The sequence below is a fragment of the Chitinophaga sp. sic0106 genome (genome assembly GCF_019219075.1).
GTDB lineage: Bacteria > Bacteroidota > Bacteroidia > Chitinophagales > Chitinophagaceae > Chitinophaga.
Map to the genome: position 1 here is coordinate 359,364 of NZ_JAHUWJ010000007.1, position 15,823 is coordinate 375,186.

Below are 15,823 nucleotides of genomic sequence, written 5' to 3' on the forward strand. Positions count from 1 at the left end.
TGCTATTTAAAAGTAATGACGTATGTTTTTCCAGCTACTGTAGGGAGATCGTAATCGCTCGTATGCAGCGCTGTTTTGGAAACCGCCGGCGCCTCCGCTGAAATGAGCGGCTTAGCCACCTCCATCAGTTGATAGAACGGATTCGGATTGGCGCCTTTCGCAGATGCTACACCACTGGCTACAGGCTTCCAGGAGTTGGAGAGTCGCAGCCGCAGGTTACCGCCCAGTTTAGCCGTTACCGTTACTTTCACTGGTTTATTATCTTTCCAGGTGATCCCAACCGTATAACCACCGCGCGCCACCAAACCGTTAACAGTGCCTTCTTTCCAGCTATCAGGCAGGGCAGGTAATATTTCCACCGCACCGTCCTGACTCTGCAATAACATCTCTGCAATACCGGCCGTACAACCATAGTTACCATCAATCTGGAAAGGCGGATGTGCATCAAACAGGTTAGGATAGGTGCCGCCACCCTGGCCATTCTGCACTTCCGGCGATACGAGATTAAGCTGATTGGTGATCAGCTTCAGTGCGTGGTTACCATCTTTCATCCTTGCCCAGAAATTCACTTTCCAACCCATGCTCCAACCGGTGGAAATATCGCCGCGACTCACCAGCGTATTATTCGCCGCCTGAAAAATTTCCGGTGTATTTACTGGTGAAATCTGACTGGACGGAAACAACCCAAATAAATGTGAGATATGCCGGTGGCGATCATTCTTACGGTCCCAATCGTTGATCCATTCCTGCAACTGACCAAAGCGACCAATCTGCATCGGTGCCAGCTGTGCACGTTTGCGGATCAAAGTATCCGTGAAAGCGGCATCAGTCGCGAGAATTTTTCCTGCTTGTATGGTGTTATAGAATAATTCGGACACGATCTGGTTATCCATCGTGGTGCCGTAGGTAAGTCCAATACCGTTGCCGGCACTGTCTTTCATGTAATTATTTTCTGGCGACATCGAAGGGCTTACCACCAGCCAGCCGTGATCCGGTTCTAACTGCAACGCATCTACGTAGTAGGTAGCCGCTCCTTTTAAAATCGGGTATACTTCTTTCAGGAAAGCCTTATCGCCCGTATACATATAGTGCTCCCAGAGGTGGCGGGTCAGCCAGGCGCCGCCCATAGGCCACATGCCATAAAAGCCACCATCTACAGGTCCGGTAATCCGCCACAGGTCGGTGTTGTGATGTGCTACCCATCCACGGGCGCCATATAGTTTTTTCGCGCTTTCTTGTCCCGTTACTGACAAATCTTTCAACATATGAAACAGTGGCTCACCCAGCTCACTCAAATTGGTGACCTCAGATGGCCAGTAGTTCATTTCCGTGTTGATGTTGATGGTGTACTTACTATCCCAGGCCGGGTTAGTTTTATTATTCCACTTGCCTTGCAGGTTAGTTGGCTGACCGCCAGGCTGGGAACCAGCAATCAGCAGGTAACGGCCAAACTGAAAATAGAGTTCAATCAACTGCGGGTCCTGTGTGTTGCTGAATTGTTTCACACGCTCATCTGTTGGGAGATTAGCAGTAGTAGCCTTCCCTAATTGCAAGCCTACCCTATTGAAGAATTGCGTGTAATACTGCTCATGCAAACGGCGGATCTGCTCAAATGACTTGCTGCTCCCTTTTGCCAGGTACTCCACGGAACGCTGGTGTGCATCTGCACTTACATCTCTGTAATTATTAAAATTAGTACCGATGGACACATACACTGTTGCACGGGTGGCCCCGGAAATCTGAATGGCACTGTCGGTATAGGTTATTTTACCATCGGGAGATACTACCCTTACGTTTGTTTCATAGTTAATGGCCGGCTCCAGTTTCTCTGCTACACCAGGTGTACCCGCCAGTGTTAGCAACTGATTCTTTACTGAACGTGTGGTACGTGTATGCGCGCTCGTTAGTCCGACACTGAAATGCAGCGCATTTTTTTTGGAAGCCTCCACCTGCACTGCCATTACATTCTCCGTAAAAGATGCCAGGGCGGTACGCGTGTACGTTACTCCATCCACCTGGTAACTCACGGTGCTGGTAGCTTTGCTGATATTGAGATCCCGCTGGTAGCGCGTGGCATTTTCATGACCAGGAAAATACAGTAGCAGGTCGCTCGCAGGCTGATAACTCATACCATTTTGCGGTGCTACAATTTTAGCTTTGGAAAGCTGCTGCGCTTCAGCATATTTTTTTTGGAACAGCAACTGCCGCAGTTCAGTAATCACTTCGCCATGGCTCTCCACCACATTGTTGTGCGGCCTGCCCGTCCAGATGGTTTCTTCATTCATCTGCAAACGCTCCAGGGCAGTACCACCAAACACCATGGCGGCCAGGCGGCCGTTTCCAATGGGCAGCGCCTCATTCCATGTTTGCGCAGGCTTATCGTACCAGAGTTTCAGGTCAGCTTGCTGTGCCATGGCAGGCAAACATAGTAAGACCGGTATGGCTACAGCTATCAATTTGTAGGGAAGGGTATATTTCATATACGTGGTTTACATCGTGGATTATATATTGTCAATATGACATTTTTTTATTTTCCACGAAGAACTAATTTACGCAATCGTTCCCGAAAACGCCATACAGCAGCCAATCTTAACCAAAACTGATAGTATATTCCCGTTTGCGGATATGGGTCCAAAATACACGTATATCAATTGGCGTTAATACATATTAAAGCGAACTTGTATCTTGCAGGCATGATGAAAAAGTTGAGAATCCTGGTGGGCCTGTTCCTTTGCTATGGCGTCAGCAACGCCCAAACCATTACTACCGTTACCTATAACTACACCGGCGCGGTAAGTAAGTACCCTATTGAAATGCAGCTGCTGATCAGCAGCAACAGTGATTCCCTGTTGGGCGAATATTATTATACCCGCAATGGTCGCGATGCAAGCCTTACCTGCAGCGGTATTAAAACAAAGCAGGACTCCCTGTTTCTCACAGAAAAAAACTTCCGGGTGCGTGATGCCAAGGGCGACATATTGGTAACGGGAAAATTTCGCCTCCAGGGCATTGATTCTCTCTCCGGAAAATGGATAAACGCCAAAACCGGTGCCAGCTTACAGGTAACGGCTACGCTCCGGGAAAACCTGCAATGGCTAAGGCCTTCCGACTATGACTTCCGCCTCCGTACCTATAAAGCACAAATGGAAAATGCCGGCGGCAACAAGAGCACCTATACGAAAACCAACCTGCTGGATGTATACTACAAAGGCAAGCTGCTGCAATCCCTCAGCGGATTTGATGAGGCGCTGTACGATCACCGTGCCGAGGTAATCCTGGAAGACCTCAATTTCGACGGCTATTTTGATGTAAAGGTGCCTATCTACTTTCCCGACCGCACAAAATATGACGGTTCCTTCCTGTATTTCCTCTTTAACAAGAGCACCCGAAAATTTGAAATCAATAAGCAGCTAAATGATTTCGAATACCTGACTTTTGATGCGGTGAAAAAGGAATTTTACCGGTTTGACGAGGGTCCGAATGGGTTTGTTACCAATTATTTCAAATGGCGGGGTGAGGTAGCTTACCTGGCAAGAACAGAGGAGGACGAAAACTAGGTTTTTTTATATCTTTATGCCATGAGAATGACTCCAACACTTTAATCCTTCTTCCTTTTAAGTGGTTATTGCGCCGGCATCCGGCGTACCTTATTGTCATTCTCAAAACTTTCTCATGGAAGAAGTACTTCATCCTCAACAGATACAAGAATTTATTACTACCGGCTTTGTCCGTATAGACCATGCTTTTGATCCTGCTACTGCGGCGGCTGCCAGGGATATTTTATGGAGAGATATGGGTCTTTCCCCGGACGATCCCACGGCCTGGCAGCAGCCGGTCATCAGGTTGGGCATGTATTCCCAGCGCCCCTTTATTGAGTCGGCCAATACACCCCGGCTGTTAGCGGCCTTTGATCAACTGGTGGGTGTCAATCGCTGGTTGCCCTGCGGTGCCATGGGCACCTTTCCGGTGCGCTTCCCGTCTGCCGATGATCCTGGTGATACCGGCTGGCATGTGGATGCCAGCTTTGGAGATAACCCGGCCAACTTCTTCGACTGGCGGGTCAACTGGCGATCTAAAAACCGGGCGCTGCTGATGCTATTCCTCTATTCCGATATCAGTGATGAGGATGCGCCCACACGAATAAAAACAGGCTCCCATCTTGACATTGCTCAACTACTTTATCCAGCCGGTGAAGCAGGTATGACTTTCGGGGAGATAGCAGCCGCCCTGCCATCACTGCCTTCAAGGCCTGAGATCGTGGCCACAGGCAACGCCGGCACGGTATACCTCTGCCATCCCTTCCTGGTACATGCAGCACAGTCTCATCATGGCTCCCTGCCCAGGTTTTTGGCGCAGCCACCGCTACTACTGAAAGCCGAACTGATGAAACCAGGTATGGAAGCACACTACAGTCCGGTGGAACAGGCTATCCAACTGGGCATCCGTAAATCCGCCTGAATAGTGCTATCTTTGCGCCTTTTTTATGACTATGCCGGAAGTGGTGGTGGATAGGGTGAGCAGGGATGCTGCTTTTTATCGCTTTGAGGACCAGGATACGGCCCGGGCGCTGGCTATGGGTATCACCTTCCGCCTGGATGGTGATACCCACCCGCTATGTAAGATGGCCGCCGCCAGTCTCCAGCAATACCTCACCCAGCAAACAGACTGGACGCACAACTTCGGGCTCACTGCCGGCAACAGTGGCGCCGTTATCGGCAAAATGTTCGGCGTACTGGTAGTACGCCATCCCAACGGCAACATTGGCTACCTCAGCGCTTTCTCCGGCAAGCTCGCTAATACCAACGACCATCAGCGCTTCGTGGCCCCCATCTTCGACGGGCTGCAACCCGGCAGCTTCCTGAACACCGGCATGACCCGCCTCAGCGCCATCAATGCGGAAATTGCTGCACTACTGCCTGCGGACACAGCGGAAATCCATCGCCTCAAAGAACTGCGTAAAGCGCATTCGGTGGCCTTACAGCGGCAAATACACGAACAATATATCTTCCTTAACGGTGCCGGCTATACTAAAAGTCTGATCGAGATTTTTAACGACCATGGCTACAAACAACCTCCTGCTGGTGCCGGTGAATGTGCCGGTCCTAAACTATTGCAGCATGCATTTGCGAAAAGCCTGGAACCCCTGGCCATAGCGGAGTTCTGGTGGGGACTATCCCCCAAATCAGCCACCTGGAAGCACGGAGAATATTATCAGCCCTGCAAGGAAAAGTGTAAGCCGATTTTAGGCTGGATGCTGAGCTAAATAAAAAAGCCAGCCGAAGCTGGCAAAGATTTTTAGATAGCATAAGCATTGGCCTTCCTGGTAGCATAGAGATAATAAGGCCCTACCGTCCAGCAAATAATTATAGCCGAAAGATGCGAATAAATAGCCCCGCCCGGATGCGTTGGGTTACTTAACACGAGGAAGAAATCCATGCTTGGCACGATACCCATCACCAGCATCAGCCAACCTACACTGCGGTATTCCTTAGTAAAGAGCAGCACCAGCAAGAGCACTCCCACAGCGAAATCACGTATCCCTTTGATATAGTGGAACTCTAAGTGATTAGTGATACCAGTTTGTATGCCAAAGCCTGCCTCTGCAGCCAGTGGTTCGGTAAAAAACCGGTATCCGATAAAAAGGAGGAATAATCCGGTGATCAGTGACAGTATGTAAGCGGTTTTTTCGAGTTTTGTGTTCATAGTTGTATGTTTTAATGTTAGCACAAAACTATACCTCGCCAAACCGCCATTCGTTAACCTGGGTTAATAAATCTATTTCGCCAATCTTTTTCTTATCCGGCTTAAGGAAGGCGGCTTTACACCCACGTAGGAGGAAATATAATATTGTGGCAACCGGGGCACCAGGGTGCTATATACATCCATGAACTGCAGATATCTTTTTTCCGGCTCATTGGTATATAAGGATTGTACTTTTTTGATCGCCTGCACATACAGGAACTCACAAATCAATCGCCCGAATTTTTGCCCCTCTGCAAATCGCGCATATATCTCCTGTAAATCATCGTACGAAATCACAATGATGGTAGTAGGTTCAATACATTGAATAGCAGTTTCAGAAGGGGATTTATCAAGGAAACTGGCATAGTTGCAGGTATATTCCATCTCCTTATTGAAATCAACTGTCAGCTCTTCTCCGTCATCCCTGGTTAATACATACCTTACCATTCCTTCCACAATAAACCCTGCTTCCCTGCATACCTGGCCTTCACGCAGAAAGTATTCCCCTTTTTCGTAGGTTTTTATAGCAAACACCTGCCTGATCCACTCCTTTTCTTCTTCAGACAGGCGGATGAGGTAGGACATTTGCGTAATCAAAAGTTCATGCATGGAAATATGGTTATATTTTCAAACAAGATAGTGAAAAAGTTTTGTCGTAATCAACCTTCTGATTTACTTAAAAATGTATGATGAGTTTTATGGAGATGGTAAGCCTATCGTATTATTGCACGGCTCTTACATGAGCATACACCTACCACTACGTAGCTTTTTTATTGGTTAGTTCAAAAATTTATCATGGCAAAAGGAAAAATATAATATTTGAATTATAATAGCTATATTAGTATAGTTGTGAATGACCAGAGCATCCCAAAATTGAATCGATGTAAATAATCCCTCCATTGATTCAAGACCATAAAACAGATACATAGCAACCAAATTCCGAACAAGAGCAATCTATTATTTCATCATGACATATTATAGTATGCGATAGCATAACCCTGGTGGATTTTAAGCCCCCGTTTATTTTATATTTCCGGCCTTCTGGATAATGGTATTTCCGGATGCAAGCACATACGTTTTGTATTTTCTAACCCAATATTTACATATGGTATTCAAAAGCCCCCTTTCCCTATTACTCATACTATTGGCCATGGGATGTTCAAAAAGCCCACAAATACAACGGGAAGAACCTGATGTAATCCAGGAAGCCCGATACTATTTCGAAAAAAATGTCCTGGCAAAAAATGTCGGCAGCAACGCCAGAATTGAAGGCAGTTTTACACACGGTGACCCGCGTTGGGATGATGCCACCACCAGGCAGTTAAGCCGGGGAACTATTGTCCAGGTCCCATTATCAGTTGACAGTATGCAGGGAGTAACCTTCGAAAACCACGTACTACCACTGCGTTATAAAGATTACCTGCTAATCTACAAAGACAAGGACAGTATTTACAGAAACATTGTTATGCGGAATATCCGTACCGGATCGGGAACGCCAGGATTTTCAGGAATAACAATGCTACAGGATTGGCAGGGCGCAAATCCCAGCAGTTTTGCGATGGAGGCAGGGAAAATCGTAATGCCTGATGATCCTACCGCGCGGAAAGCAGTAAATAACTCTTTAAACACCGCCGCTATCAGCTGTGTTACGATTACTTACTGGTATAGTGTAAATGATGGTCCATGGCAATTAAATTTTACAAACACAGTGTGTTTAGGTGGTGGAGGGCCAGCAGATGGTGGGTCAGGAAGCGGCGGACCCGGCGAATGGCAAGAACTGCCGCCAGAAGAAGGTGCCGGCGGCGGCTTGCCCGATCCATCACAGAGTGTAGAGCCACCACCGGTTGTAATAATTGCTGTCAAAGATGGATTTAAAAGCCCTTGTTTTAGTTCTACCTTAGTACAGTTGACAATGACCAACCTTACAAATGCCATAGCTCAATTACTTAGGGCAGAATATCAATATGATAGAAAAATTGATCTTACATTTAAAGACTCAACATTTTCAAATGGATTTCATGATGGAGTAACGGAGCCACGAGTAAACGAGTCCGGGGACCAAAAATTGCTAACCTTGGAAGTATCATTAAATACGGCCATTGCGAATGGATCAAGAGAATATATTGCCGCCACAATAATGCATGAGATTTTACATGGTTATTTTGTTATTGAATATAACAGAAATAATAACCCATTCAGTCATGGTCAAATGGCAGGAACAGAATTTTTCAATAAAATGATTGGAGCACTTAAAGAATTATTCCCAAATCTATCCACAACGGATGCTAACGCACTTGTTTGGATGGGCCTAGACGAAACACCTGAGTATTCAAGTTTCTCTTTAAATGAAAAGAATCAAATTGAATCTATTGCACTTAATTATCGAACTGGACTCTCTGGTACTAAATGCAATCAATAGTCATTCCCACAGATTTTAGAATAAGTATAATTTTTATGAAATACTATTTATTAGCTATTATCGTACTTGCAAAAAATATTTGCCTCGGTCAAGATTCAACAAGAATTCCGAATTATGGTGAATATTTTACAGCCCTTTACGCGCCTAAAAATGTAACAGTTGACGGCAAAAACAGGGCATACGCTATTAAATTAGCGTATAAAGATGGCAAATTAGTTTTGCCTATTGAATTTTCTAAAAATAGCACACCGGAGTTTAAGGATTTTATTGAAAGCTATTCAGATAAATTGAACACTTTCCCATGGTATAAATTTGTACCAGCGGTAAAAGGACTCAAAAATTACAAAATATGGTGGATGCATTTTTACTTTTTGAATGATTTTGAAAGTAAACTATACCCTTTTTCCTCTGAGGAACTTGCTGCGCAAATAATAAGCTCCTTTCGAATGACAGAACGCGATAAGGAAAGCTTTTTTATCCCAGCGCCATATTGTGTATATATATTTGCACCATATAGAGTAACGCCACCTGAGCGCACGGCAGAAGACAGTGCTTTTTTAAGAATCATAAAAGAACACAATAACCGCAAGGAGTTGTAAGCCTAAAGGTTAATATTACTGATCCGAAAAAATATAAAATTCAAATCAAATGGCATCAGTTCTCCTGATGCCATTTAATGTTATACAACTCCGGTAAAACTATTCATAATTGACCTCATCTCCGATTCCTTACGGAATTGATATTTTTATCATAAACTGTTTGCAGCATTACCGGTGTTGTATGTGCGTTATGGCTCGCAATCAGTTTTTCGGCTGCCCTAAAACAGCAGCATATCCATCCCCCCGCCTCCCCATCTCCCTAAAAACTAATTTCCCCCACTATTCCCCAATCCTGAATTTATTTCTATTTTTGGCCATACAACCAAATTTAACCTGCTGTTTTAATGGGTCAGATGGGATTATTTAAAGTTGAAGAGACAGACCATTTACAGGAGCATGTATTGCTGCAACAGTCTGCCGACGGTGATCCGCTGGCTTTTGAGGCCTTGTATACCCGCTATCTTCCTAAACTATACCACTATATCTACCGCTTCACCCGACTGCCGGAAGAAGATATCATGGACATCTGCCAGGACCTCTTTCTCAAGCTATGGGACCGGAAAGAACTGCTGATGACCATTAAATCACTGGATATATATCTGAAGCGTTCGGGGAAAAATGCCCTGCTCGACCGCCTTAAACACGGACAGTTTAAAGTGAACCTACACGAACAATACAGCCAGGGCAAAGAGCAACACCGGGCCACCACAGAGGAACTACTGCAGTTTTCCGAATACAGCCAGCTGGCGCAACAGGCCATTTTACAGCTCTCCCCCAGGAAACAGGAGATCTTCAGGCTGAGGATGGAGCAGGATATGTCGCTGGATGAAATTGCCGCCTATCTTAAAATCTCCAAGTCGCGGGTAAAACAATCTATTTACGAGGCCAAAGATGAGATCCGGCTGTTCCTGAAACAGCAGGGAGCCCTGTTTCTCACCCTCTTTTTCTTACACTACTAAAAAAAATTTCCACCAAACCAGTGCTTTTGCTTTTGGGGATCGTCTTGTAATAAAGACTCATTAAGGTCATGACCATCACAGCCATAAAAAATTTAATACCACTACTGGTAAAGGGACAGCAGAGCGCAGAACAGCAGCAGGCATTTGAAACCTGGCTGCAGTTGGCCTCGCCGGAGGAGCTGAGTGAAGTGATGGACCTGTATTATGATGCTTTGGATGGGGAAGATATTATTTCTTTCATGCCGGCCGACTTCCCGGCCAACTTTCAAAACCGCATGCGCGCCGCACTTCCCACGCAGCGACTACCGAAAAAGCCCACCCGCTACCTACGTATAGCCGCCGCCGTGGCATTATTGCTGGCCGCAGGAACAGGTGTGCTGCTGCTCACCAACAAGCCGGCACCAAAGGTGGCGGAGCAGGTGATTAAGCCCGGCACCGACAAAGCCATCCTCACCCTGGCCGATGGCCGCAAAGTGGAGCTGGGAGGTAGTCAAAACGACAGCATTATACAATCAGGCGTGCAGGTGATCCAGCTAAACAGCACCGTCATCTCCTATGCCGGCACCAGCGGTGATCAGCACTCCTTCAATACACTCACCACCCCCAGAGGTGCACAGTTTCAGATCGTGCTGCCGGATGGCAGCCGCGTATGGCTCAACGCCGTTTCGAGTCTCCGCTACCCGGTGGCCTTCAGCAACCAACATCGCACCGTGGAGCTCTCCGGCCAGGCCTATTTTGATGTAACGCCCTCCACCACACCGTTTATAGTAAAAAGCGGCACTACTTCCATAGAAGTGCTGGGCACCGACTTTGACGTAATGGCCTATGCAGAAGAAGGACCAGTGACAACCACACTGGTAAAAGGCAGCATCGCCGTGCAGGCAGGCAGCAGCCGCAAACAACTGCAACCGGGCGAACAGGTTACCTACAATGAAACAAAGAAAGAGCTGGTACTCTCCCACCCTGCCATAGAAGAAGTGATCGCGTGGAAAGAAGGGGAATTCAGGTTCAACGGCGTCAGTATCATCGCTATCATGCGCCAGCTGTCAAGATGGTACGACGTGGACATCAGGTACGAAGGTCCGTTGCCAACCACCGCCTTCAGTGGTACCCTATCAAGGAAAGAAAACGTAAAACAAATACTATATGCATTGGAAGCTACAGAAGCTGCGCATTTTACCATCGAGGGAAACACCATCGTAGTAAAAAAATAACACGCTTCAGCAGCCTGAATAAAAAAAGCCGGAAGTAATTGGACCTACTCCCGGCATGAGTTTCAGGGCATGCTGATATAAAAGTTGCTTAGACTCATTTTATCGTAAACCCAAAACCAATCAAAAGTATGAATCTACTTTTAAACGGCAAAGTCGTGTCGTTACCTGTACCACTAAAGCTGCTCATGATTATGAAATGGACTGCTGTTTTTCTATGTTTTGCGGCCATACACGTAAGCGCAAAAGGCTACTCACAGAAAGTGACCATCGCCTCACCGTCAATAAAGCTGCAGGCGATCTTTAAGGATATCCGTAAGCAAACGGGGCTCGCCTTCGTGTATGATAAAGCCCTGCTCGATAAAACCCACCCGGTAGCCATACAGGCGCACAACAGGGAGTTTGCAGATGTACTGGCAGAATGCCTCAATGCACAAGGCCTCACCTTCGAAGTGAACAGCAACATCATCGTAGTAAAGAAAATGCCGCCTGCCGGCAATGCGGTCATCAATAACCTGACCAGCGCCGTACTCGGCCAGGCAGACATCCGCGGCCACATCACCGGGCCTGATGGCGAGTCTGTCATCGGCGCCACCGTACGCCTCAAAGGCACACAAAAGGCCACCATCACCAGCGCCGACGGTAACTTTACGCTCAACGGCGTGAAAGATGGCTCCTACACCCTGGAAGTCACCTCCATCGGTTACGAGAACTATGTAAAAATCATCAGCGTCAGCAACGAAAACCTGCAACTGAACATCGCACTGGGCAAAAGCATTTCCGGCCTGAACGATGTGGTAGTAGTAGCCTATGGCAGCCAGCGCAAGTCCACCTTCACCGGCTCTGTGAGCACGCTCAGCACCAAACAACTGGAAGGCTCGCCCCGCGCTACCATCGAAGATAACCTCCAGGGTAATGTGAGCGGTGTGGTAGTATCACAAGGTTCCGGTCAGCCCGGTGCCGCTCCCAACGTGCGCATCAGAGGCGTAGGCTCCATCAACGCCGGCAGCGCCCCGCTCTACGTTGTAGACGGTATCCCCCTCAGCAGCGTGGACCTCAACAGCTTCAATGCCAACGATATCGCCAGCATGACGGTCCTGAAAGATGCGGCTGCCGCCTCGCTCTACGGCTCCCGCGCTGCCAACGGCGTTATCATCATCACCACCAAAAAAGGAGCCGCAGGCAAAACCACCTTCAACGCCAGCGCCCAAACCGGTTTCACCAACGTGATCAACTCCAAGGACGACCAGCCGCTCAACACCACCGAGCAACTGGAACTCTTCCGCGAAAGCTGGGTCAACGCTGGGAAAGACATTAATCTCTTTATACCTGAACTGGTAAAACAAGGTATAGATACCACCGTTAATACCAACTGGTTTAATGAACTGACAAGAACCGGCCAATACCAGCAATTCAACCTGTCGGCCAGCGGCGGTACGGAAAAAACTACCTACTTCCTCTCTGCCGGCTACTACAACGTAAAATCGCCGCTGCTCAACAGCGCCTTCAAACGCTATAACTTTAACGCTAAAATCAATACCCAGGCCACCGAGCGACTGTCGCTGCAAGCCGGTGTACTCGCCACCGTTACCAAACTCGATGGCGTAAGTGACGACGGTAGCAACGCCAACCCGGTAAGAGCCTACAAAAGATATGAACCCTGGCTGCGTGTATACCTGCCCGATGGTTCCTATGACCTCAGCTATTCCAACAACTACAATCCGGTTGCCTTCACCAAAGAAAACAAGCGCCCGAGAGATCGCTATAACCTCCTGGGAAATATCGGACTGAAATATAAAATCCTCCGGGACCTGACCTTCGAAAACCAGAACAGTGTAGACTTTGAATATGGGGAAGACCTGTCCTGGAATAAGTCCGGCATCGGCACAGCACGTACCAACGGCGGTAGCGCCGACTATGGCACCCAACGCTCCATCAGCCTGGTGAGCACCAATATCCTGCGCTATATGCACGACTGGGGCTACCACCACTTCGAAGCGTTCGCAGGCTATGAAGCACAATCCGTACAGTCCGCCGACGTCGGCATTTCCAAATCCAACTTTATCCCTAACACCACCACCCTCAGCAACGCCGCTGTATTAAGCGATGGCTATAACACCGCTACCAGCAACTCTTTGACGGGTATGTTCTCCAACGTTACCTATAACTATCACTCCAAATATTTTCTGTCGGCCAGCCTCCGCAGAGACGGCTCCTCCCGCTTCGGCAGTGATAAAATGTATGGTAACTTCTGGTCCGTTGGCGCTTCCTGGAATATGCTGTCAGAGCCATTTATGGAGAAACTGGATTTCTTCTCACAGCTGCGCCTGCGCGCCAGCTATGGTAAAAATGGTAACCAGAGCATCGCCGACTTCGCATCCAGAGGACTCTATACCAACACCGCCAGCTATAACAATAGTCCCGGTTACTATCTCACCCAATATGGCAATAATAACCTGACCTGGGAAAAGAATAGTCCGCTCAACATCGGTGCCGACTTCGGTATCCTGAAAGACCGCATACAGGGTAGTGTGGAATATTACAACCGTGTAACCTCCGCCCTCCTGCTCGATATGCCGGTATCTGCCACCAACGGCGTTACCAGCATCACTAAAAACGTGGGTTCTGTGCGCAACAGCGGTATAGAAGTGGAACTCAATACTTTTAATATCGTTTCCAAGAATAAAGGCGGCTTCAACTGGAATACCCGCGCCACCTTCTCCACCCTGAAAAACGATATCACTAAACTGGTAAGCACTATCGTGAGTAGCCCGTATATCCGCGAGCAGGGCGGCGATTACTACCAGTTCTACCTCGTAGGTTTTGCAGGCGCCAACCCTGATAATGGAGAAGCACTGTTTTATACCGACGGCAGCAAATCAACTACCACCAACGACTACACGAAGGCGGCCCGTTTCAAGCAAGGCTCCGCACTGGCAAAGTTTGTAGCCGGTATGACCAACACCTTCGAATACCAGGGCTTTACCTTCAGCTTCCAGCTGTACGGCAGCTTCGGCAACAAAATATATGACAACTGGGGTACCAGCACTTATACGGATGGCGGCTCTACCTTCGGCCCTACCGCAGCGCTGAACCGCTACTACTATGATAACCGCTGGACGGCCAAAGGGCAAACAGACCGACTCCCTAAAGTAGTATACAAAGGTACGGCACCAAGCAGCTCCGACAGATTCCTGTACGACGGTACGTATATCCGTTTGCGTGATATTACCCTCGCCTACGACCTGCCTAAAAGCCTGATGCAGCAACTGAAAATGAGCAGCACCAGGATTTATGCAAGAGCAACCAACCCTTACACGTATGTGAAAGACAAGCGACTGACCTTTGATCCGGAAGTAGGCATCGAAGGGCAAACCGATCAGAATGCGCCTATCTTCCGTACCATCGTATTTGGTGTTGATTTCAGATTCTAATTAAAAAGCTACCAGTAATGAAGAAAATACTTTTCATAGCCACCATACTATTCAGCAGTTGCAGCAAGGACTTCCTGGATAAGCAACCGCAACAGAACACGGACTTAAACAGTGCTTTTATAGACATGGCCTCCGGCCGTGCGAGCATCAACGGTATCTACTCCCTGATGAAAGGCGTGAACTACTACGGCCGTTCGCTGTATGTAACCGCCGACCTGTTGTCGGACAATGCCTACCTCAGCTCCAGCAATTCCAAACGTTACCTGCAGTTCGACAGCTACACCACCAACTCCACCAACAGTGATGCAAGAAGCATGTGGAACACCCTGTACCAGGTGGTGGTAAACGCTAACCTGATGATCCAGAGCGGCAATAAGTTGCAGGTAGGTGCTTCGGATAGTACCGAAAAAGCGCAGATCCTGGGAGAGGCTTACGCAGTGCGTGCCCTGGCCTACTTCGATCTGATGAAACTCTTTGCACAGCCTTATAACTTCACCGCCGATGGCAGTCACCTCGGTGTGCCCCTGGTAACCGAAACCACTGCCGACGCGGACGCTATTATCTCCCCGGCAAGAGATCAGGCCAGCAAAGTATATGCACAAATAGAGGCAGACCTGGTAAAAGCAGTGGCAATGATCCCGGCTACCCCTGTCGGCTATACGCTGAGCAGTAATAAAGGCCGCGTTTCCCTGTATGGCGCTAAAGCTCTGCTTGCCAGACTATATTTGTATGAGGGTAAGTGGGCCGATGCAGAAACGCAAACCACCGATATCATCACCGCCAACAAATATTCCCTGCTGGCGAAAGATAAGCTGGCTACGGATTTCCAGCTGGAAAACAATGGCGAAACCATTTTCGAAATCCTGTACCTCACTACCGATAACCTCGGTACAGACGCGATGGTGAACTTCTGTTTACAAGGCGGCAGCTACGGCGATATGCTTGCTACTGACGACCTCTATAACGGTTACGACGCCACGGATGCACGCAGGAGCTTTGTCGTAAAAGGAAAGCGCAGCGGTGCGGAAAACCCGGCCATCCTCATCAATAAATATCAGAACAAAAGCACTTACCTCGAAGGCATGAAAGTAGTACGCCTGGCAGAAGTATACCTCACCCGCGCAGAAGCACGTAAAATGCAGGGCAAGGACGGTTTGGCAGCTGCTGATGTGGATGTGATCCGTACCCGCGCATTGGGTACTGTACCCGCCACCACCGCTACCGGCGATGCTTTGCTGACGATCATCAAAAACGAACGCCGCAAAGAGTTATGCTTCGAAGGTCATCGCTTATTTGACCTCACCCGCTGGAAGCAGACATTCACAAAATTCAAAACCGGTGGGGCTACGATCAGTATTACCTACCCGAATAATAAAACTATTATGCCGATACCGCTGGATGAGATAAACGCGAATCCGAATATTGCGGGTCAGCAAAATCCGGATTATTAAACAGGAGC

Annotated in this window: 12 protein-coding genes; 9 read left to right on the forward strand and 3 right to left on the reverse strand. The window is 48.0% G+C overall.

Annotated elements, in window-relative coordinates; all coding sequences use genetic code 11:
• Positions 1–2: 2 nt before the first annotated feature.
• Positions 3–2,480: a glycoside hydrolase N-terminal domain-containing protein gene (locus tag KW844_RS13380; protein WP_218377241.1), complete on the reverse strand. Its 2,478-nt coding sequence runs from the start codon at positions 2,478–2,480 to the stop codon at positions 3–5.
• 213 nt (positions 2,481–2,693) lie between these two features.
• On the opposite strand from KW844_RS13380, the gene KW844_RS13385 reads away from it, so the two are divergent.
• The 3 genes from KW844_RS13385 to KW844_RS13395 all read left to right on the forward strand — a co-directional run bounded on the left by KW844_RS13385 (position 2,694) and on the right by KW844_RS13395 (position 5,263).
• Positions 2,694–3,557, forward strand: coding sequence for a hypothetical protein (locus KW844_RS13385; protein ID WP_218377242.1), 864 nt, complete (start codon positions 2,694–2,696; stop codon positions 3,555–3,557).
• A gap of 115 nt (positions 3,558–3,672) precedes the next feature.
• Positions 3,673–4,458 carry a phytanoyl-CoA dioxygenase family protein gene (locus tag KW844_RS13390; RefSeq protein ID WP_218377243.1) on the forward strand — a complete coding sequence of 262 codons (786 nt, stop codon included), beginning with the start codon at positions 3,673–3,675 and terminating at the stop codon, positions 4,456–4,458.
• 25 nt (positions 4,459–4,483) lie between these two features.
• A complete protein-coding gene (locus KW844_RS13395) occupies positions 4,484–5,263 on the forward strand; it encodes a pseudouridylate synthase (RefSeq protein ID WP_218377244.1) in 780 nt (259 codons plus the stop codon).
• 32 nt (positions 5,264–5,295) lie between these two features.
• On the opposite strand, the gene KW844_RS13400 is transcribed toward KW844_RS13395, so the two are convergent.
• Positions 5,296–5,703 carry a DUF4267 domain-containing protein gene (locus KW844_RS13400; protein ID WP_218377245.1) on the reverse strand — a complete coding sequence of 136 codons (408 nt, stop codon included), beginning with the start codon at positions 5,701–5,703 and terminating at the stop codon, positions 5,296–5,298.
• A 72-nt stretch (positions 5,704–5,775) separates the two neighbouring features.
• Positions 5,776–6,351: a Crp/Fnr family transcriptional regulator gene (locus KW844_RS13405; protein ID WP_218377246.1), complete on the reverse strand. Its 576-nt coding sequence runs from the start codon at positions 6,349–6,351 to the stop codon at positions 5,776–5,778.
• Positions 6,352–6,847: 496 nt separating this feature from the next.
• Here KW844_RS13405 and KW844_RS13410 point away from each other — a divergent pair, with 496 nt between their 5' ends.
• The 6 genes from KW844_RS13410 (at position 6,848) to KW844_RS13435 (ending at position 15,815) form a co-directional block, all read left to right on the forward strand.
• Positions 6,848–8,161 (forward strand): hypothetical protein, encoded by a 1,314-nt coding sequence (locus KW844_RS13410; RefSeq protein ID WP_218377247.1) that lies wholly within the window; start codon positions 6,848–6,850, stop codon positions 8,159–8,161.
• A gap of 35 nt (positions 8,162–8,196) precedes the next feature.
• A complete protein-coding gene (locus tag KW844_RS13415; RefSeq protein ID WP_218377248.1) occupies positions 8,197–8,760 on the forward strand; it encodes a hypothetical protein in 564 nt (187 codons plus the stop codon).
• A 353-nt stretch (positions 8,761–9,113) separates the two neighbouring features.
• Positions 9,114–9,719: an RNA polymerase sigma factor gene (locus KW844_RS13420; protein ID WP_218377249.1), complete on the forward strand. Its 606-nt coding sequence runs from the start codon at positions 9,114–9,116 to the stop codon at positions 9,717–9,719.
• 68 nt (positions 9,720–9,787) lie between these two features.
• Positions 9,788–10,933 carry a FecR family protein gene (locus KW844_RS13425; RefSeq protein WP_218377252.1) on the forward strand — a complete coding sequence of 382 codons (1,146 nt, stop codon included), beginning with the start codon at positions 9,788–9,790 and terminating at the stop codon, positions 10,931–10,933.
• Between the two features lie 128 nt (positions 10,934–11,061).
• The gene (locus tag KW844_RS13430; protein ID WP_218377253.1) at positions 11,062–14,364 is read left to right on the forward strand and encodes a TonB-dependent receptor; all 3,303 of its coding nucleotides are present in this window, start codon (positions 11,062–11,064) and stop codon (positions 14,362–14,364) included.
• Positions 14,365–14,381: 17 nt separating this feature from the next.
• The gene (locus tag KW844_RS13435) at positions 14,382–15,815 is read left to right on the forward strand and encodes a RagB/SusD family nutrient uptake outer membrane protein (RefSeq protein WP_218377254.1); all 1,434 of its coding nucleotides are present in this window, start codon (positions 14,382–14,384) and stop codon (positions 15,813–15,815) included.
• Positions 15,816–15,823: the final 8 nt, after the last annotated feature.

What these genes read in the sequence shown, in the direction of transcription:
- KW844_RS13410 (WP_218377247.1), top strand. Translation starts at nt 6,848, where the DNA reads ATGGTATTCAAAAGCCCCCTTTCCCTATTACTCATACTATTGGCCATG.
- KW844_RS13400 (WP_218377245.1), bottom strand. Translation starts at nt 5,703, where the DNA reads ATGAACACAAAACTCGAAAAAACCGCTTACATACTGTCACTGATCACC.
- KW844_RS13415 (WP_218377248.1), top strand. Translation starts at nt 8,197, where the DNA reads ATGAAATACTATTTATTAGCTATTATCGTACTTGCAAAAAATATTTGC.
- KW844_RS13425 (WP_218377252.1), top strand. Translation starts at nt 9,788, where the DNA reads ATGACCATCACAGCCATAAAAAATTTAATACCACTACTGGTAAAGGGA.
- KW844_RS13385 (WP_218377242.1), top strand. Translation starts at nt 2,694, where the DNA reads ATGATGAAAAAGTTGAGAATCCTGGTGGGCCTGTTCCTTTGCTATGGC.
- KW844_RS13395 (WP_218377244.1), top strand. Translation starts at nt 4,484, where the DNA reads ATGACTATGCCGGAAGTGGTGGTGGATAGGGTGAGCAGGGATGCTGCT.
- KW844_RS13435 (WP_218377254.1), top strand. Translation starts at nt 14,382, where the DNA reads ATGAAGAAAATACTTTTCATAGCCACCATACTATTCAGCAGTTGCAGC.
- KW844_RS13430 (WP_218377253.1), top strand. Translation starts at nt 11,062, where the DNA reads ATGAATCTACTTTTAAACGGCAAAGTCGTGTCGTTACCTGTACCACTA.
- KW844_RS13420 (WP_218377249.1), top strand. Translation starts at nt 9,114, where the DNA reads ATGGGATTATTTAAAGTTGAAGAGACAGACCATTTACAGGAGCATGTA.
- KW844_RS13405 (WP_218377246.1), bottom strand. Translation starts at nt 6,351, where the DNA reads ATGCATGAACTTTTGATTACGCAAATGTCCTACCTCATCCGCCTGTCT.
- KW844_RS13380 (WP_218377241.1), bottom strand. Translation starts at nt 2,480, where the DNA reads ATGAAATATACCCTTCCCTACAAATTGATAGCTGTAGCCATACCGGTC.
- KW844_RS13390 (WP_218377243.1), top strand. Translation starts at nt 3,673, where the DNA reads ATGGAAGAAGTACTTCATCCTCAACAGATACAAGAATTTATTACTACC.